We start from the raw sequence: 18,165 nt of genomic DNA, 5'->3' as shown, positions 1-18,165 counted from the left end.
GCCTTTTTCTTTCTGCTTTCAATCCATTCGCCAGTTGACGCGGGGCCAGCAGCAGTCCTCTATCTCCCTGGGCCGGAGAGGGGAATTTCCGCGATGCTGCGCTCGGAACTGGTGAGCCGCCTGCAGGAAGAGATGGCGCCGTTGAAGGCGGCCGAGATCGAGCACGCGGTCGATGTCGTGCTCGAGGAAATCGCCACCGCGCTCGCCACGGACGGCCGCGTCGAGCTGCGCGGCTTCGGCGCTTTCTCGGTGCGCAAGCGCGAGGCCCGCACCGGCCGCAACCCGCGCACCGGCGCGACCGTGAAGGTCGAAGCCAAGCGCGTGCCGTTCTTCAAGCCAGGCAAGGAACTCCGGCTCAAAGTGAATGGCGGCGAAGAGCCCTAGGCGCGGGCCGCACGCGGGGCGCGCTTCTTAAGCCACGCCGCCGCCTTCAGCAGCACGGCGCCGCCGAGCAGCGTGAGCGCCGGAATCGCCAGCCACGGCTTCGCATCGAGCCGGCCCAAGTACGACACCGTGAAGATCAGCGCGATCGCCAGCCCGCCGACCGTATGCAGCGTCTTCCAATTGCGCGGCCCCAGCGTGCGCACGGACCAATCGTTGGACGTGAGCGCCATTAGCGCCACGAACACGTAGCCCGCGCCGCCGCCGTAAATTGTCGTCGCTTTCGGCTCGGCCCCGAAGATCAGCACCACCACCAGCAACGCGGCCAAGTGAACGAAGTGCGCGGCCGCGAAACTGAGGCCGATCGCGCGCCGACGCCGCAGCATCACGCTGCGCCAGCCGCCCGGCCACAATGTCGCGAGCGCCGAAGCCGACCACGCCGCCACGAACAGCGGAAAAGAGAACCGCGCCGTGTAACGCGCGGCAGCGCCTGCTCCCTCCGCAGTCCAGCCGCCGAACTCGGCGTAGCCGTACGCCGCGATCAAGGCGGCGACGATTGCGGCCGTGGCGACGATCGCAACGGTGGAAACGGCCCGCGCTGACTGCATGCTCTCCTCCCGCCGAAGCCACTCCGCAGCGGACCCGCCTCGCGTTACGCCCCGCACTTGGCAAATCACGCCGCGCGCTGCATTCAATACCGCTATTCGGGAGTGCGCGCATGTCCGTGTTTAAAGAATTTCGCGAGTTTGCCTTGAAGGGTAACGTCGTCGATCTCGCTGTCGGCGTGATCATCGGCGCGGCGTTCAACGGCATCGTGCAGTCGCTTGTGAACGACGTCGTCATGCCGCCGATCGGCTGGATCACGGGCGGATTGGATTTCTCCGACCTCGCCGTGACGCTGCCGCGCTCGCCGCTCGCGCCGCCCGACGCGGAGCTGGTGACGATCAACTACGGCAAGTTCATCACGACGCTGATCAGCTTTCTCATTGTGGCTTGGGTGATCTTCCTCTTGGTGAAAATGATCAACCGGATGAAGCGCAAGGAAGAAGCCAAGCCCGCCGACGCGCCTGAGAAACCGGAAGACATCAAGCTGCTGGGTGAGATTCGGGATTTGCTGAAGGAGCGGAAGTAAGCTCGGGATTGGGCTTGTTGAACGGAGCGTCGCCTTCCTTCGTCATTCCGGACGCGCGAAGCGCGATCCGGAACCCAGGGGGTGACAAGGCGCCGTGCGTTTGCCCCTGGGTTCCGGGTTCATCGCTTCGCGATGCCCGGAATGACGACTACTGCGAAAGCAGCGTTTCGAGATAATCCTGTTTAGCTCAAGCCATAGGAGCAAGCGCCATGACCACCCGGATCGCTTCGTGCAGTTGCGGGCAGCTTCGCGTGACGTGTGAGGGCGAGCCGGTGCGCGTCTCCATCTGCCATTGCCTCGATTGCCAGAAGCGCAGCGGCAGCGTGTTCGCGACGCAGGCGCGGTTTCCGCGCGAGGGCGTGACGATCGAGGGCGACACACGCCAGTGGTCGCGGCGCGGTGACGGCGGCGGAACGGCCACTTTCAATTTCTGCCCGGTGTGCGGCTCGACCGTGTGCTGGAGCGCCGACTTTGCGCCGGACGTCTTCTACGTCACCGTGGGCGCCTTCGCCGACCCAAGCTTCCCGCCGCCGACCGTCTCAGTTTACGAAGAGCGGAAACATCCCTGGGCGCTGGCGGCGGGAGAGCTGCCGATGGAGCGGCAGTTTTAGGCGAGTCGAAATTTTCGCTATTGGCTGTGAGTTCAACTGCTGCGCTTGGGGACCACGCACTCAATCCGCGCTCAGCTTCGGATCGCCGCCTTTGCGGCCGTTCTCCAGCCAATCGTTCAACCCCGGCGGCAGTTCTTGCGCTGCATAGCTGCGATACGTCGCGATGTCCTCCGGCGTCAGCACGCCCTTCCAGCGCCCATTGACGCCCTTGTCCAAGAACGTCTGGTGCCCGCCTTTGACCGCGATCTCGATGCCCGGCAGCAACGAGGGGCCGTCGCTCTTCATCTTGTCGAATGTCGCCGCTTCCACGAGCTCCGGCCACAGCGCGTCCGGCGTGTCGATGTCGAGGAACGTCGAGATGCGTTTCATCTCGCCCAGCAAGTCGGCTTTCAAATCGTTAAAGTGCACCAGCAGAAGGTTCTCCCGTTGGCGTTCGCTCCAATAGCTGCGCTCGATATCGAAGACGGCATCCACCGTCGGCGTGCCGGGCGGTGTTTCGTTCGCGATCCAGGAGAGGAAGAAGTCGCGCGGATTTTCGGGCGTCGGCGGCGGCGTCACGTCGGCCTCGCCATCTGCTTCAGCGACGCGGGCGATGCCTTCGATCGCGCGCGGCGTGAAGTTCAGGAAGTGGTTGTGGAACGAGAAGCAGGCGTCGAGCCCGTCACGCGCCGTATGGATGTATTTCACGTCGTCATAGATCGGCAGCGCATCGAACGGCAGATGCGATTTCAGCGCCCGGCGATGCGTCTGCGCTTCCAGCATCGCAATCATCGCGTCGATCGGAATCTGGTAGCGGCAGTCGACCCACGGATGCGTCGTCATGATCGGCGCCGGCGCGGCCGACTGGAAGATGAGCATGCTGACGATGCGCTGCGTCCACGTCGTGCCGACTTTCGGCGCCGTGGCGACAACGACATCGCCGGGCCGTGGCGTGTAACGGTCCCAATGCTTGCTGTCGCGGACGCGGTCCTTGATGGCCCGTTGCGGTGCGCGCGCCAGCATCATGATAAATCTCCCCTTCGACCCGTCAGCTCCCCTCTAACTTCGTCTCCCGGCCAACTGTTCCGCCAAATGTCCCAGCAGGACGCTCCTGGCGAGCGGACTCTGGCTGCCAAGCCCTACACGGTCCGGTAAATCTGATCCGGGCGCTTCCGCCTTCGCTAAGAGCTGCAGCGGACAAAGCGTAGTCACCCACGATCCGCGACCACGGCGCCGTCACGCCCTATTGCCTTACTGCCCTACTGCCCTACTGCCTTCCCCCATGGCTGACGCGAAAATCTGCGGGATCACGACACCAGAGGCGCTCGACGCGGCGATCGAGGGCGGGGCGCGGTTTGTCGGCTTTGTTGTCTATCCGAAGAGCCCGCGTTTTCTGACACTGGATAAGCTCGCAGCGCTGGCGGCGCGGGCGCGCGGGCGGGTCGAGACCGTGCTCGTCACCGTCAACGCCGACGATGCGCTGATCGCGTCCGCCGCCGCCGCAGCGCAGCCGGACTGGATCCAGCTGCATGGGGTCGAGACGCCCAAGCGCGTGGCCGAGGTGCGCCCGTTCGCGCGGCGCGGCGCGATCAAGGCCGCCGGCATCGCCAGCCGGGCCGACCTCGAGACCACCCGGCCCTATGAGCCTGTCACCGACATGTTCCTGTTCGACGCCCAGGCCCCCAAGGACGGCCTGCCCGGCGGCAACGCCCTGGCCTTCGACTGGACCGTCATGTCCGGGGCCAGGATCGGCCGGCCCTGGCTGCTGGCGGGCGGGTTGACGCCGGGGAACGTCAAGCAGGCGATCGCCGTCTCCGGGGCCGACCTTGTGGATGTGTCCTCTGGCGTGGAGAGCGCCCCCGGCCTAAAGGACCCCCTTCTGATCGCCCAATTCCTGGCGGCCGCGGAAGTTTAAACTCGCCCCATGGACGTGCGCCGCAACTGGCAGGACTTGCCCGATTCCGAAGGCCGCTTCGGCCCCTACGGCGGGCGGTTCGTCGCCGAGACTTTGATGCCGCTGGTGCTCGACCTGGAGCGCGCCTATCGCGCCGCCCAGGCCGATCCGGCGTTCGCCGCGACCATGGCCAACTTCTGGACCCATTATGTGGGCCGTCCCTCGCCCTTGTATTTCGCCGAGCGCCTGACGGCACATCACGGCGGAGCGAAAATCTACTTCAAGCGCGACGAGCTCAATCACACCGGCGCTCACAAGATCAACAATTGCCTCGGCCAGGTGCTCTTGGCGCGGCGCATGGGCAAGACGCGGATCATCGCCGAGACCGGCGCCGGTCAGCACGGGGTGGCGACGGCGACAGTATGCGCGAGGTTTGGCTTGCCGTGCGTCGTGTTCATGGGCGCGACCGACATCGAGCGGCAGAAGCCCAACGTCTTCCGGATGAAGCTCCTGGGCGCGGAGGTGCGCCCGGTGACGAGCGGCGCGGCGACGCTGAAAGACGCGATGAACGAAGCGCTGCGCGATTGGGTCACCAACGTCGCCGACACGTTCTACTGCATCGGCACCGCGGCGGGCCCGCACCCCTATCCGGAAATGGTGCGCGATTTTCAAAGCGTGATCGGGCGTGAAGCGCGGGCGCAGATTCTGGAGCGCGAGGGGCGCTTGCCGGATGCTGTGATGGCGTGCATCGGCGGCGGGTCGAATGCGATCGGGCTGTTTCATCCGTTCATCGCCGACGAGGCCGTGCGCCTGATCGGCGTGGAAGCGGCGGGACGCGGGATCGATGAACGCTTCGAGCACAGTGCCGCCATCAACGGCGGCCGCCCCGGCGTGCTGCACGGCAATCGCACCTATCTGCTGCAGAACGAAGACGGCCAACTCCTAGAAGGCCACTCGATCAGCGCTGGATTGGATTATCCGGGCGTTGGGCCGGAGCATTCGTATTTAGCCGATATCGGCCGCGCGCAATATTTGAGCGCGACTGATGACGAAGCGCTGGAAGCGTTCAAGCTGTGCGCCCGTCTCGAAGGCATCCTCCCAGCGCTGGAGCCCTCGCACGCGCTCGCCCGCGTGGGAGATGTCGCCCGCGAAATCGGCAAAGACGGCCTCATCATCATGAACCTCTGCGGCCGCGGCGATAAGGACGTGTTCGCGGTGGCGGACGCCTTGGGGGTGAACCTGTGAGGCTTCGCGTCCTTGCATTCACGCTCGCCGCTCTCCTTCTTTGGGCGCCGGCAACAGCGGAAGCTGAACCGGAGGGGGTTCTGCTTCCCGGCCTTCTGGATCTGCACGTGTTGCCGGGCTCCGCAGTTGTGAGCTGCCCCGCCGCTACGACTAGCGCTGAAGCTGGCGCTGCTTGCGTCAGCATAGAACGAACGGCATTGGGTCACGCGACCTTGTTTGAGTATTTTTCCGCACTCGACGCGCGCGGTTGGAACGAAGGTCTCGAGTATGCAAATCGCTTCGCCCTCGACAAAGAAATCCCAGGAAGCGACTGTGCGCGACGGCTTATCCTCACGCTCCCCGACTATGAGACATCGCCAAGCTCAGAGCGCTTTCTGCTCCGTATCGCGGCGCTGGTAGAACCAGTGTGCGGCGACGAGAGGGACACGTGACCACCGGGCGCCTCTCCACCCGCTTCACAGCGCTCAAGCGCGCCAATCGCGCGGCGCTGGTGGCGTATGTCATGGCGTCCGATCCGGATCATGAGACGTGCTTGGAGATTCTGCGCGGCCTCCCAGCCGCCGGCGCCGACATCATCGAACTCGGCTTTCCCTTCACCGATCCAATGGCGGACGGCCCGAGCATTCAGCGCGCGGCGCTGCGGGCGCTCAAAGCCGGCGGCAGCTTGCGCAACACGCTCGAACTCGTGCGCCGCTTCCGCGAACACGACAAAGACACCCCGCTCATCCTGATGGGCTACGCCAATCCAATCGAAGCGATGGGCTACGCGCCGTTCGCGGAGGCCATGCGCGAGGCCGGCGCCGACGGCGCGATCATTGTCGACCTCCCGCCCGAGGAGGACGGCCCGCTCCGCGCCGCCTTCGCCGCCAACGGCCTCTCCATCATCCGCCTCGCCACGCCGACCACCGACGATAACCGCTTAACCAAGGTGCTCGAAGGCGCGTCCGGGTTCCTCTATTATGTCTCGGTCGCCGGAATTACCGGCGCCAAGGCTGCGGCGGCCGACGCCGTGCGCAGCGCCGTGGAGCGGCTCAAGCGCGCTACCGATCTGCCCGTCGCGGTCGGCTTCGGCGTGCGCGAACCGGAGGCGGCGAGAGCAATTGCAGAAACCGCGGACGCCGTCGTCGTCGGCTCCGCGTTTGTGGATGAGATCGCCGCAGCGCCTCCGGGCCAGGCGGCGGAACATGTCTTGCGCAAGGTGCGGCTTCTGAGTGAAGCTGTGCGCTCTGCCAAAGACAAACGCGCTTTGGAAGGAACTCCTGCATGAATTGGCTGTCGAACTTCGCGCGGCCCGGCCTCAAGAAAAAAGGCGACGAGGACAAGCGCGACACGCCAGACAATCTCTGGGTCAAGGACCCGCTCTCGGGCGAGCTGATCTATCGCGCCGAACTCGAGACCTCGTGCTGGGTGATGCCGTCCGGCTTTCACATGCGCATCGGCCCGGACGCGCGCTTCAAGCAGATGTTCGACGACGCCGCCTGGCAGGTGATCCCGCTGCCGAAGGTCGCCGCCGATCCGCTGAAGTTCAAGGACGACAAGAAGTACGTCGATCGCCTGAAGAGCGCGCGCGCGAAAGTGGGGCGCGAAGACACGATGGCGGCGGGCTATGGCCGCATCGGCGGCGCCCACGCTGTGGTGCTGGTGCAGGACTTCGAATTCATGGGCGGCTCGCTCGGCATGGCCGCGGGCGAAGCCTTCGTGTGCGCGGCGGAAGCGGCGGTGCGCCGCAAGGCGGCGTTGGTGATGGTGACCGCCTCCGGCGGCGCGCGCATGCAGGAAGGCATTTTGTCTTTGATGCAGATGCCGCGCACGACGCTCGCGATCCAGATGCTGCATGAGGCGAAACTGCCCTACATCGTCGTGCTCTCCGATCCGACCACCGGCGGCGTGACGGCGAGCTACGCGATGCTGGGCGACGTGCACATCGCCGAACCCGGCGCGCTGATCGGCTTCGCCGGCCCGCGTGTGATCGAGCAGACCATCCGCCAGAAATTGCCGGAAGGCTTCCAGCGCTCGGAATATTTGCACAACAAGGGCATGGTCGACATGGTGGTCGACCGCCGCCAGCTGAAGACGACGATCGCGACCTTGCTCTCGGTGCTGATGCACAAGCGGGCGATGGCGCTGAGCGAAGGCGGCGAGACGGTGGAGCTGGTCGAGCTCGCGCCGGAGGAAGAAGCGCCGAAAGCTAAGCGCAAACCGGCAAAGCAACAGCAGCCGCGCGCGAAGGCGGCGGAGTAGCTACTCACCCATTCCCGGATTGCCGAAGGCAATTCCGGGACCCATAAACACATAGGTTTTGTGGCGTCGCGCAGGCGCGCCCAAACTTATGACCTGGGTGTTTATGGGTCCCGGGCTCGGCGCTCCGCGCCGCCCCGGGAATGGGTAGTGTGTGAACGATCCCGTACAACACGCTTACGAACGCCTGTTCGACCCCGAATTCGGGCACGGCAAGCCGTTCGCGCGCGAGCCGCTACTGGCGGCGCTGGAGGCGCTTGGCTCGCCCCAAGCAAACTTAGGCGCGCCCGTTATCCACGTCGCTGGCACCAACGGCAAAGGCTCGACCATCGCCTTCATGCGCGCAATTGCGGAAGCGGCGGGGCTTCGCGTTCATGCCTTCACGAAGCCGCACTTGCTTCAGCTCAACGAGCGGTTCGTCGTGGCCGGCGAGACCGTCAGCGATGAGGCGCTGATCGATGCAGCACAGCGGGTGCATTCCGTCGGGCCGCAACTATCGCAATTCGACGCACAGGTAGCTGCCGCTTTCCTTCTGTTCGACGAGACTCGCGCCGATGTCGTCCTGCTCGAAGCCGGCATGGGCGGGCGTGACGATTCCACCAACGTCGTGCCTTGGCCCGCGATAACGGTCATCACGCCGGTCGCGCTTGACCATCAAGACGCACTCGGCGCCTCGCTCACCGAGGTTGCTGTGCACAAGGCGGGCATTATCAAGCGCGCTTCGCCGGCGGTCATCGCCGACCAAGAGGGCGCGGCGCGAGAGGTGATCGAAGAGTACGCAGAAGAGATCGGTGCGCCCCTCTATCGGAGAGGCGTGGAATGGGACGCCTACGCCAGCAATGGGCGTCTAATCGTGCAAACCGAAGCTCGCGCGCTAGATTTGCCGCTCCCCTCGCTTTACGGCGCACATCAGATTGACAACGCGGGGCTTGCCTGCGCTGCGCTGCTTGCGCCGTGGCGATACGATTTCAGCGACGAAGCATTCGCCGCCGGCGTAGCCAACGCGCGCTGGCCGGCGCGCCTTCAGCCGCTCACGCGCGGGCCGTTCAGCGCGCCGATCCGGGCGACTGGCGGCGAAGTGTGGGTCGACGGCGGCCACAATGCGCACGCCGCGCAAGCGCTGGCGCGCGCGTTGAAGCAGATGAAAGCTCGGCGCGTCGGCGAGAACGTCGTGATCGTCGGCCTGCGCAAACGCAAGGACACGGAAGCGTTCGTCGAAGCGATCGGCGCCGGCGCGGACCGCATCATCGCCGTGCCGCTCGCGGAAGAGCACGCCGCGCCGGAGGAGATCGCGCAGCTTGCGTCGAAGCGCGGCGTTGCCGCGCAGACCGCGCCCTCGCTCGAAGCCGCCATGCAAAACGCGGCGCAGTCGCCTGCGCCGCGCGTGCTGATCTGCGGTTCGTTTTTGCTAGCGGTCGAAGCGCTGGCGCTGGAGAGCGCTTAGAGCCGTTCGCTCGATCGCGCCGCTTACCCATTCCCGGGGCGACGCGCAGCGTCGAGCCCGGGACCCATAAAAACAACTGCCGCAGTTCACACTGAAACGGCCTTGTTTATGGGCCCCGGAATGCTCGCTTCGCGAGCCTCCGGGGATGGGTGAGTTCTTGCGTCAAATAGAAGGGCAAAGGCGCCGAGTGCGGGCGATATTAAACGCTCTCGTTCAGCCACTCGACGATCTTCGACTTCGGCATCGCGCCGACCTTGGTCGCGGCGACTTTGCCGTCCTTGAACACCATCAGGGTCGGAATGCCGCGCACGCCGTATTTGCCGGGCGTCATCGGATTTTCATCGATGTTGAGCTTGGCGACGGTGACGCGCTCGCCCATTTCGGCGGCGATCTCTTCCAGCGCCGGGCCGATCTGCTTGCAGGGGCCGCACCATTCCGCCCAGAAATCGACGAGCACCGGCGTGCCGGATTTCAGCACATCGGAATCGAAACTATCGTCGGTGATCTTGGTGGTGGCCACGGCAGAGTTCTCCTGCGGAATGTAGGAATCGTCGGCTTTAGGTAGGCCTGCCCGGGAGGCGTTTCAACTGGCCCGGAACGTCTCGAAAACAGCGTCGAGGCGCGCCTGCGGCAGCTCCATCAGGTGCGGCGTTTCGGTCCACAGCAGTGCGCAGGAAACGGTCTTGCCGGGGAAGATTTTGCGCAGCACTTCGCGGTAGAGCGCGAGCTGCAGCACGTAAGCGTCGGGCGTCTTGGCGACGTCGGTCGGCGACGGGCGGTCGGTCTTGAAGTCGAGCACGATCACGCGTTCGTCATCGACGACGAGACGGTCGACGATGCCGCGCACCGGCCGCCCCCCGGCGTCGCCGACGATCGGCGCCTCGGCCCGGCTCTTCGCTCCGAACACCGCGGCGAAGCGTTGATCCTCGATCACCGCGAGCGCTTCGCGCGCAAAAGCGTCGGCTTGATCTTCGTCGACGCCTTGCCGCTCGAGCCACGCGCGCGCGGCTTTCAGGCGCTGCGCCGGCGCGACCTCGGGCAAACGTTCGAGCAAACCATGGATCAAGCGGCCGCGCCGGAAGCGCTTCTGCCCGTCGCCGCGCGGCGAGAACAACGCTGGATCGACACGATGCAAACGCGACGGCGCCGCGATCTCGATGCGCTTGGCGCCCGGCGCCGGCGTCAGCGCCCAAGCCGGCAGCGCCGCCGCTTCACGAACGTGCGCCGCGCGCGCGTCCGCAATGAAAATTTCGCCGAGCCGTTTGCCTTTGCCGAACGGCGTCTCGATCTCCGTCGCGCCGAGATCGCCCAGCGCCTCCTCCACCGCCGCGCGCCAGCTCACATCGGGCGCTTCGCCGCTCTTCCATTGCGGGCCGCAGACGATCAGCCGGTCGCGCGCGCGCGTCATCGCCACGTAAAGCAGCCGCCAGTGCTCGCCCAGCGCGCGCTTCTTGTGCGCTGCGCGCGCTTCGGCGCAGGGCTTATCGTCGCCCTTCGCGCTCGTCGAGACGAACGGCCCTTCCTCGTCATCGAACAGGAGTCCATTGTCCGGCGCATCGCCGACATCGCCGGTCGTGTCCGGCAGGATCACCACCGGCGCTTCGAGGCCCTTGGCGCCGTGCACGGTCATCACTCGGATCGCGCCGGTTTCGGCTTCCAGTTCGCGCTTGATCTGGCCGGCGTCGGATTCGATCTCATAGAGGAAACGCTGCAGCGTCGGCGCGACGTGGCTCGACGGTCGCGCGGCGCGCTGCAGCAGTTCTTCGAGCGGATCGCGCGTTTCCGCGCCGAGGCGCGAGAACACGCGTTTCCAGCCGGACGGGCCGCCGCCGTGCGCGGTCTCCAGCGCCCAGCTCAGGAACGCGAACGCATCGGCGCCGCGTCGCGCCGTCAGCTCCTGCACGAACGCGCGCGCCGACGCGTACTTCTCGTCGCGCGCCTGCATCAGCCGATCGTAGAGGCGCGTGTGGCCGCGATCGTAGGCGAGCGGAAAGATGTCGTTATCGTCGTCGGCGAGATTGCACCACGGCCCTTTCAGAACGCACGCGAGCGCGAGATCGTCGGCCGGATCAAGCGCAACCTGCATCAGCGCCAAGCAATCCTGCACGACGAGTTCGTCGCGCAGAATCATGCGGTCGGCGCCGGCGACCGGCAACCGCTCACGCTTGAACGCCTTGATCAGCTCGCGGAACACCGCGCCGCGCTTGCGCACCAGCGCCAGCACGTCGCCGGCTTGCACGGGCCGGAGCTCGCCCTTGTCCCACACCGCCTCCCGCGTCTCGATCATCGCCTTCACGCGTTTGGCGATCTCTTTGGCGAGGATCGCCGGCGCGCTGGTCTCGCGCTCGACATCCATCGGCGCATCCCACGGCAGCGCCTCCTGCGCCTCGGGGCGCGGCGTGAACGGCCAGACCTCGACGACGCCGCCTTCGCCCGCGCGCGCGGCCAGGTGCTTCACTTCATCGTGCGCGCCCGGCCCCTCGATCAGCGGCTTGTCGCGCATCGTCTCGTCGACGACGTCGAGAATCTGTTGCGCCGAGCGGAACGAGGTGCGCAGCTCCGGCGCCACGAAGTTGGCGCCTGCCGCCTCGGCGCGGGCGAGCAGGTTCTGCGCTTCAGTGAGGAAGCGCGCCGGATCGGCGCCCTGGAAGCCGTAAATGCTCTGCTTCGGATCGCCAACCGAGAACACGGTGCGCGGCTTCTCGCGCGCGCCGAGACCGGCGAAGAACTCGTCGCGCAGCGGCGTGATCAGCTCCCATTGCGCGGGCGAGGTGTCCTGGCCCTCGTCGATCAGGATGTGATCGAGGCCGCCGTCGAGCTTGTAGAGCACCCACGGCGCCGCTTCCGAGCGCTGCAGCAGCGCCTGCGCATGTTCGATCAGATCGTCGAAATCGAGCGCCCCGGCGCGCGCCTTGGCCTCGCCGTAAGCTTCGTCGAGGCGCAGCGCGAGCGCCAGCGCCGCGACCGCGTCCTCGGCCCGCTCGATGGCGTTGAGCGTTGTGCGCGCGTCGGCAGCCGCTTCGGCCAAGCCGCGCACGAGCGGCTCAAGCCACGGATGCGCCTTCTTCGTCGCCGCGGTCGCAAAGCTGCCGCGCAATTCGCCACTGGCGTTCAGCGCGAAGTTGAAGCAGGCCTGCATCGCGCCGGCGCCGTCGGTGCGCGCGACACAGTCCAGCACCGCCTTCAGCCGTTCTCCCGTTCGGCAGTCGTTGACGCTTCCTTCGCAGAGTTTGGCGGTCGCCTCGCGCAAATCGTCCCAGCGCCAGCGCGCGAGGAAGTCACGGGTGAAATCCTCCGCCGTTTGCGTAACGCCGTGCCGGTCGCGCAGCGCACGAGCGGCGAAGAGTTCGCCCTGGTGCTTCTGCGCATAGCGGTGGAAATCGGCGCGCCGCAGCGCCAGCCGGTCGAGCAGACCTTCGAGGTGATCGCTGTAGAGCTTCTTGGCGAAGCGCCGGAACGCATCGCGCGGGCCGTCTTCGGACAGCGCCGCGGCCGCGCGCGCCTCGCCCAGCAGCGCCGCTGCGCGCGCTTCATCGGCGATGTCGAAGCCAGGCGGCACGCCGGCTTCCAGCGGGAAGCGCGCCAGCAGGCGTTCGCAGAACGCGTGGATGGTCTGGATGCGCAGGCCCCCCGGCGTCTCCAGCGCCTGCGCGAACAGCGCCCGCGCGTAGCCGAGATTGGCGTTCGGCGCGCCGAGCTTGTTCAGCTCCTGCGCAAGCGTCGCATCGTCAGCGACGCACCAGGCGCCCAGCCGCTCGAACAGGCGCCGCTGCATCTCGGCGGCCGCGGCCTTGGTGTAGGTGATGCAGAGAAAGGCCGAGGGCTTGGAGCCTTCCAGCAGCAGCCGCGCAATGCGGTCGACCAGGACCTTGGTCTTGCCCGAGCCGGCGTTGGCGGTGACGAACACCGAATAGAGCGGATCGGCCGCCCGCGCTTGCGCCAGTGTCGCTTCGGCGACGGGATCGAGGTCCTCGCTCATTCGTCGCCTGCCTCGTCGGCCCATTCTTTGCGCCGCGCGAGCAGGTCGTAATCGTCGTACGGCTTCAGGAATTGCACGCGCGGCTTGGAATAGAACGGCTGCTGGGGATCAGCGTATTTCGCCAGCAGCGCGCGCAAATTCGTCAGCGCCTTCTCCGCCGCCAGCACCGGCCCGCCTTCGGCTTCGACCATCTGCGGCGCCGGCTTGGAGCCGCCGAACTGCCAATAGACCAGCTCCGTCGGCGTCGCCTTCGGCACGTCCTTGATAAAGCCGCCCATCAACATCGCCGCTTCGAGCAAAAGCTGAGGCGTCAAGCCGCTATTGACCTGCTCGTTCGTCGGCGGCTTGCCGGTCTTGAAGTCGAGAATGGCGCCGTGTCCCGGCGCGATCTCGATGCGATCGGCGACGCCCGTCAGCAGCACGTCGCCGACCGGCATTTCGCCGCGCACTTCGCGATAGATCACGGCCTCGCGTCCGCGCCGCTCGGCGAACCAGGCGATCAGCGCCTGCACCGAAGCGAGCAGCCGCTCACGTTCCGCCGCACGGCGTTCCGGGGCGATGCCGTGCTTGCGCAATTCGTCGTCGAGCAGGCGCGACAGCTTCGCCGGATCGTCGCCATCGCCGAAGCTTTCGATCGCAGCGTGCACGGCAGTGCCGCGTTGGGCCGGGCCCGCCGGCGCGCCAATCGGCTCGAGCGCGTCGAGCTTCAGGATGCGCCGCGCATAGACCGCGTAAGGATCGCGGATCAGCGTCTCCACTTGCGTGACGCTGATCTGCGTCAGCCGCTTGCCGGCGGGCGGACGCGGGCAGACCGGCTTGGCCGGAGTCACTTCAGCCGGATGATCGAGCGCCTTGGCGTAGGCGATATAGTCGTCCGCCCGCGCGATCTCCGCCTCTGCGCCCTGCACCAAAGTCTTCAATCGCCACAGCCAGCGCGAGGCGAGCGTGGGCGAGCCTTCGCGGCGCAGCGCGCGCGTCATCACCACGTTCGGCGCATTGGCGAGCTGGGCGAAATCATGCGCCGCAAGGCCGATGCGCGCATCGAGCGACGGCAGACCGAGCTTGGCGCGCATGGCGCGCGAGAGGAACGGATCTTCGCCGGCCGGCGCGGGCCAGACGCCCTCGTTGAGACCGGCGAGAATCATCAGCTCGCGCCGTTGCAGCCGCGCTTCGAGCAAACCCCAGATGGCGATCGGCGCATCGGCCGCAGCCGCAGCCGGCGGGACCTCCCGCCCTTCCATGAGCGTCAGCAGCACGCGCGGGGCGGCGTGCGCCCGCATCGCCTCGAGTTCGCCGCCATAAAAGTTCGCTTCGCGCAGCAGCGCCGCCGCCGCTTCGCCGTCGCGCCCCTGCCAGATCTCGTGTTCGGTCAGCGTCTCGGCGCACTGGCTGAGCGCATCGGCGAACTCGGCGAGCGTCAGCTCCTTGTGCGTCATCAGCGTGCGTAGCGGCGCAAGCGCGTCGATCAAAGCTTCGACGATCGCCCGCGCGTGCGGCCAAATTTTCTCCAGCTTCTTCGGATCGCGCGCATCGAACCGGATCAGCTCTTCCAACTTCTCATAGCGCCGCGCGCCGCGCAGCGCATTGTGTTCGAGGATCGTCAGTCCGAACTGGTCGCGGCCGGTGATGACGCGCGGATGCTTCAACAGCGCCGCTAGGGCGACCTGATCGCCGGCGTCGCGCGCAAGTTCGCAGAGCAGCGCGATGAGGCGTCCGGCGTCGGTCTCGCGCAGCGGGCTGCCGTGCGACACCGCCGGCTCGATGCCCCAGCGCGCCAGCTTGGATTCGATCCGCCGCGCCAGCCGCGCATCCGGCGTGACAACGGCGGCCCCACCGCCCGGCTTCTCCAAAGCTTCACGCAGCATCAGCGCAATCGCGGTCGCTTCCTGCTCTTCCGTCTCGGCTTCGAGCAGCCGAAGGCCTGCGGCGCCTTCGGCAACGAAGCGCTTGCCGCCGGCAAGTTCGAGCCGCGCCAGCCAGTCGGCCGTCTTCTCCGCCGGCGCCAGCGCTTCGCGCATCAGCACGCGCCGCGCGCGGCCGCCGGCGGATTCGATCGCCAAAGCCGGGATCGCGTCGCGTTCGACGCCAAGCGCTTTCAGCGCGCCCTTCAGCGCATGCTGCGGGTGCTGATCGCCGACCAGCTTCCACGATTCCTCATCGAGATCGGTGTCGACGCCGGGCAGCACGACAACGCCGCGCGGCAGGCCCGCCACCACCCACATCAGCTCGCGCGTCGTCGACTGCGAGCCGGTCGAGCCGGCGACGATGATCGGCCGCTTCGGCGGGCTTTCGCGCCAGCGTTGCGCCAGCGCGCGGCGGAGCGCCGCCCCATGTGCGGCCGGATCGCTCTTCCCCCGCTCCTTCAGATGCTCGGGCCAATATTGGGCGATGATGCCGAGAAACGCCGCCGAACTCGCCCAATGCCGCGCGAGCTCGATCTCCTCGACCAGAGTCGGCAGCTTGTCCCAGGCGACGCGATCGACGGTGGCGGCGCTGTCGAGCAGCTTGCCGAGTTCGTCGGCCAGCGCGATCGCGCGCGCCGGATCGTCGTTCGCCGCCTCGGCGATGCCGCGGCGGCGGATCAGCGACGCGAGCTGCATGCGCCGCTCGATCTTTTCGATCGGCGGCAGAATGTCGGACGAAAGCGGATCGGCGCCCCACACATCCGGATCGTCGTCCGCGTGCGGATCGCCGAGCGGGCGGATCGTCGGCAGCAAAGCCGCGCCGCCCAAGCGCTTGGCGAGCGCATCGATGAGCCCGCGCGCGGCGCGCCGGTTCGGCAACAGCACCAGCGCGTCCGCCAGGGCGAACGGATCGTCGCGGCGCGCAAGCTCGGCGACCATCGCTTCGGCGAGCGTTTCCAAGAACGGCGCGGACGCGGGCGCGGCGCGGATGCGCGGCGCCGGGCCGCCGAACAGAGGTTCGGGCAACCCGAGCGGCAGCAAGCTCACGGACTGAGCGCGCCGGCGCTCAGCCGCGCTTCCGCCTGCACGCGCGCTTCGGGATCGCCGACATGCATCCAATAACCGCCGAGCGGCGCGCCATGGAGGCGTCCTTCGCCAGCAAGGCGCCGCCATATGCGCGTGAACGAGAACGGTTCGAGCGGCTCGCGGTCGACGATCGAAGGATCGATGATCTGCGCGCCCATATAGGCCCACGGCGTATGCGGCATCGCATCTCGGAAGCTGAGCGCGCCGTGCTCGTCCATGAAGAAGTCGCCGACGCCTTCATAGCCCAGCTGTTGGTCCATCGCCGCCAACATCAGCTTGGCGCCGCTCATCGCTGGATCGAAGCCTTGGCACAGACGGGCGACAGCGGAGCCATGCGGCTCGTCCCAGACGCTGTCGATGTTGCAGACGACGATCGGCGCATCGCCCAGAAGCGGCCGCGCCTGGCGCACGCCGCCGCCGGTTTCCATCAGCTGCGCGCGCTCGTCGGAGATGACGATCTCGACGTCGCCGCGGCGCTTCAAGTGCGCTTCCAGCATGTCGGCGAAGGCGTGCACGTTCACCACGGCGCGCTTCACGCCGGCCGCGACCAGCCGATCCAGCACATGATCGATCAAGGCGCGGCCGCCGACGGTGACCAGCGCCTTCGGTCGATCGTTGGTCAGCGGCTTCATCCGCGTGCCGAGCCCGGCCGCAAGCACCATCGCTGTGTGTGGAGTCACGCCGCTTTCTCCAGATAGGGCCGGGCGACGCTGGCGACGAAGTCGCGCGCATCGGCGAGCGCCGGATGTTCGAGCGTGCGGGCGAGATGGCCCCACTCGCGCGGCATGAAGGCGAGATAACGCTGCTTGCCGTCGCGGCCGGCGAGGCGCGCGAAAATGCCGAGGATGCGCATCGCATTAATAGCGCCCAGCACGGCGAGTTCGCGCTGGAATTCGGCCGCGCTCGCGCCGGTGGCTTCGAGATAAGCGCGGATGGCCGCGTCATGGGCGGCGGGGCTGACATCACGCCGCGCATCGTGCAGCAGCATGGCAAAGTCCCACGCCCGCCAGCCGCGCACCGCGTCCTGGAAGTCGAGCAGGCCGACGCGGCGCAAACCCTCACGCTCCGGCAGCCAGAGCAGATTCTCGGCGTGATAGTCGCGGATCGTGAACGCACGCGGAAATCCCAACGCCTTGACGATCAGCCCATCGCGCACCTGCTCCCATCGCGCGCGCGTCTTGTCGTCGATATGCACATCGGCCGCGCGGGGCAGCCAGTCGACGAACAGATCCGCATTCACTTCGAGCGCCAGCGCGTCGTAATCGAGCACGGGCCAGCTCGCATTGCCGGCGCCTTCAAGCCGCGCGGGCACAGCCGCCTGGTGCACGTGCGCGAGCACACGCGCGGCTTCTTGGTAAAGCGCGATCTCGTCGGCGCCGTTCGGGATGGCGTGGGCGTAGAGATTGTCGCCCAAATCCTCGATCACCGCGTAGCCGGCTTCGCAATCTGCGCCGTAGATCTGCGGCGGCGCGAGCCCCAAGCTTTCGAGATGATTGGCGACGGCGACGAAGGCTTCGACGCGCGAAGCGGCCAGGCGCGAGGTCGCGTTCCAGCCGAGTTCGCGCCGCTGCGCCGGCGTCGCGCTCGGCGGGCACGGCGCGCTCTCGGCGCTGCGCGGCGCGTCCATCAGCATCGCGCGGCGGCCGTCCTTGTTCAGCCGCTCGTAGCGGCGCGTGGAGGCGTCGCCCGGCAGCGGGTCGCGCTGGGCGCCGTCGAAGCCGGTCTCCGCCAACAGGCGCTGCAGCGCTTCAGATCGATCCAAGCTTCGTTCTCCATGCGCCGTGCGCGACAAGCGCTGCGCTGCGTCCCTCGCCTTGCGGCGTCAGTGCGATGTCCAATCGGTTCCGGGGCAAATGCCCTGCGAGCCGCTCCGGCCATTCGATCAGGCAGGCGGCTTCGGCGAATGCATCTTCGAGACCAAGCTCCCACGCGTCCTCGGGCTGCTTCAGACGGTAAAGATCGACGTGCCAGAGGTCGCCCTTCGCGCCCTCGTAGGTTTGGACCAAGGTATAAGTTGGGCTGGGCGCCTCTTCCTCGTGGCCGGTCCAGGCTTCGATCGCGCCGCGCGCCAGGGTGGTCTTGCCGGCGCCCAGATTGCCGGTGAGGCAGACGACGTCGCCGGGCCCGAGCCGGTCGCCCAGCCGGCGGCCCAGCGCCAGCGTCGCCGCCGCGTCAGGCAGCGCGATCTGGCGCGAATCGGTGGCGGTAGCGGCGGTCACGGGCGCGGATGCTGCCTTGCGCCCAGCGCGGCATCAAGGGCGCCTTGCGCCCG

16 protein-coding genes are annotated in these 18,165 nt (G+C 67.2%); 8 read left to right on the top strand and 8 right to left on the bottom strand.

Going from position 1 to position 18,165, the window contains the following annotated elements:
* Window positions 1-93 precede the first annotated feature (93 nt).
* Entirely contained in the window at window positions 94-384 is a 291-nt protein-coding gene (gene ihfB, locus VEA80_RS02985) for an integration host factor subunit beta (protein ID WP_325059204.1), read from the top strand.
* On the opposite strand, the gene VEA80_RS02980 is transcribed toward ihfB, so the two are convergent.
* The gene (locus VEA80_RS02980; RefSeq protein ID WP_325059203.1) at window positions 381-989 is read right to left on the bottom strand and encodes a hypothetical protein; all 609 of its coding nucleotides are present in this window, start codon (window positions 987-989) and stop codon (window positions 381-383) included. The genes ihfB and VEA80_RS02980 overlap by 4 nt on opposite strands.
* 110 nt (window positions 990-1,099) lie before the next feature.
* On the opposite strand from VEA80_RS02980, the gene mscL reads away from it, so the two are divergent.
* Together mscL and VEA80_RS02970 are read left to right on the top strand one after the other, a co-directional pair.
* Entirely contained in the window at window positions 1,100-1,513 is a 414-nt protein-coding gene (gene mscL, locus VEA80_RS02975; protein WP_325059202.1) for a large-conductance mechanosensitive channel protein MscL, read from the top strand.
* Between the two features lie 209 nt (window positions 1,514-1,722).
* Window positions 1,723-2,124 (top strand): GFA family protein, encoded by a 402-nt coding sequence (locus VEA80_RS02970; RefSeq protein ID WP_325059201.1) that lies wholly within the window; start codon window positions 1,723-1,725, stop codon window positions 2,122-2,124.
* Window positions 2,125-2,184: 60 nt separating this feature from the next.
* On the opposite strand, the gene VEA80_RS02965 is transcribed toward VEA80_RS02970, so the two are convergent.
* Window positions 2,185-3,129, bottom strand: coding sequence for a sulfotransferase domain-containing protein (locus VEA80_RS02965; RefSeq protein WP_325059200.1), 945 nt, complete (start codon window positions 3,127-3,129; stop codon window positions 2,185-2,187).
* Between the two features lie 256 nt (window positions 3,130-3,385).
* Between VEA80_RS02965 and VEA80_RS02960 the strand changes: the two genes are divergently transcribed.
* The 5 genes from VEA80_RS02960 (at window position 3,386) to VEA80_RS02940 (ending at window position 8,924) form a co-directional block, all read left to right on the top strand.
* Window positions 3,386-4,018, top strand: coding sequence for a phosphoribosylanthranilate isomerase (locus VEA80_RS02960; RefSeq protein ID WP_325059199.1), 633 nt, complete (start codon window positions 3,386-3,388; stop codon window positions 4,016-4,018).
* Window positions 4,019-4,027: 9 nt separating this feature from the next.
* Window positions 4,028-5,242 (top strand): tryptophan synthase subunit beta, encoded by a 1,215-nt coding sequence (gene trpB / locus VEA80_RS02955; protein ID WP_325059198.1) that lies wholly within the window; start codon window positions 4,028-4,030, stop codon window positions 5,240-5,242.
* A 427-nt stretch (window positions 5,243-5,669) separates the two neighbouring features.
* Window positions 5,670-6,509: a tryptophan synthase subunit alpha gene (trpA, locus tag VEA80_RS02950; RefSeq protein ID WP_325059197.1), complete on the top strand. Its 840-nt coding sequence runs from the start codon at window positions 5,670-5,672 to the stop codon at window positions 6,507-6,509.
* The gene (gene accD / locus VEA80_RS02945) at window positions 6,506-7,483 is read left to right on the top strand and encodes an acetyl-CoA carboxylase, carboxyltransferase subunit beta (RefSeq protein ID WP_325059196.1); all 978 of its coding nucleotides are present in this window, start codon (window positions 6,506-6,508) and stop codon (window positions 7,481-7,483) included. The genes trpA and accD overlap by 4 nt, the downstream gene beginning before the upstream one ends.
* 151 nt (window positions 7,484-7,634) lie before the next feature.
* A complete protein-coding gene (locus VEA80_RS02940) occupies window positions 7,635-8,924 on the top strand; it encodes a bifunctional folylpolyglutamate synthase/dihydrofolate synthase (RefSeq protein WP_325059195.1) in 1,290 nt (429 codons plus the stop codon).
* Window positions 8,925-9,123: 199 nt separating this feature from the next.
* Here the strand turns inward: VEA80_RS02940 and trxA are convergent, their stop codons facing one another.
* The 6 genes from trxA to tsaE form a co-directional block, all read right to left on the bottom strand.
* Window positions 9,124-9,444, bottom strand: a complete 321-nt coding sequence (gene trxA / locus VEA80_RS02935) for a thioredoxin TrxA (protein WP_325059194.1) — start codon at window positions 9,442-9,444, stop codon at window positions 9,124-9,126.
* A gap of 63 nt (window positions 9,445-9,507) precedes the next feature.
* The gene (gene addA, locus VEA80_RS02930) at window positions 9,508-12,903 is read right to left on the bottom strand and encodes a double-strand break repair helicase AddA (RefSeq protein WP_325059193.1); all 3,396 of its coding nucleotides are present in this window, start codon (window positions 12,901-12,903) and stop codon (window positions 9,508-9,510) included.
* On the bottom strand, window positions 12,900-15,854 hold the full coding sequence (gene addB, locus VEA80_RS02925; protein WP_325059192.1) for a double-strand break repair protein AddB: 2,955 nt from the start codon (window positions 15,852-15,854) through the stop codon (window positions 12,900-12,902). Before addB ends, addA begins: the two co-directional genes overlap by 4 nt.
* The gene (locus tag VEA80_RS02920; RefSeq protein ID WP_325059191.1) at window positions 15,851-16,573 is read right to left on the bottom strand and encodes a nucleotidyltransferase family protein; all 723 of its coding nucleotides are present in this window, start codon (window positions 16,571-16,573) and stop codon (window positions 15,851-15,853) included. The genes addB and VEA80_RS02920 overlap by 4 nt, the downstream gene beginning before the upstream one ends.
* Window positions 16,570-17,655, bottom strand: a complete 1,086-nt coding sequence (locus VEA80_RS02915; RefSeq protein ID WP_325059190.1) for an aminoglycoside phosphotransferase family protein — start codon at window positions 17,653-17,655, stop codon at window positions 16,570-16,572. Before VEA80_RS02915 ends, VEA80_RS02920 begins: the two co-directional genes overlap by 4 nt.
* The gene (gene tsaE, locus VEA80_RS02910) at window positions 17,642-18,112 is read right to left on the bottom strand and encodes a tRNA (adenosine(37)-N6)-threonylcarbamoyltransferase complex ATPase subunit type 1 TsaE (RefSeq protein WP_325059189.1); all 471 of its coding nucleotides are present in this window, start codon (window positions 18,110-18,112) and stop codon (window positions 17,642-17,644) included. The genes VEA80_RS02915 and tsaE overlap by 14 nt, the downstream gene beginning before the upstream one ends.
* Window positions 18,113-18,165 lie beyond the last annotated feature (53 nt).

Origin of the sequence: Vitreimonas sp., assembly GCF_035627415.1 — a bacterium.
Lineage (GTDB): Bacteria > Pseudomonadota > Alphaproteobacteria > Caulobacterales > Aquidulcibacteraceae > Vitreimonas.
The sequence above is the reverse complement of the archived record's forward strand: the minus strand, read 5'-3'. Positions and strand labels throughout refer to the sequence as shown.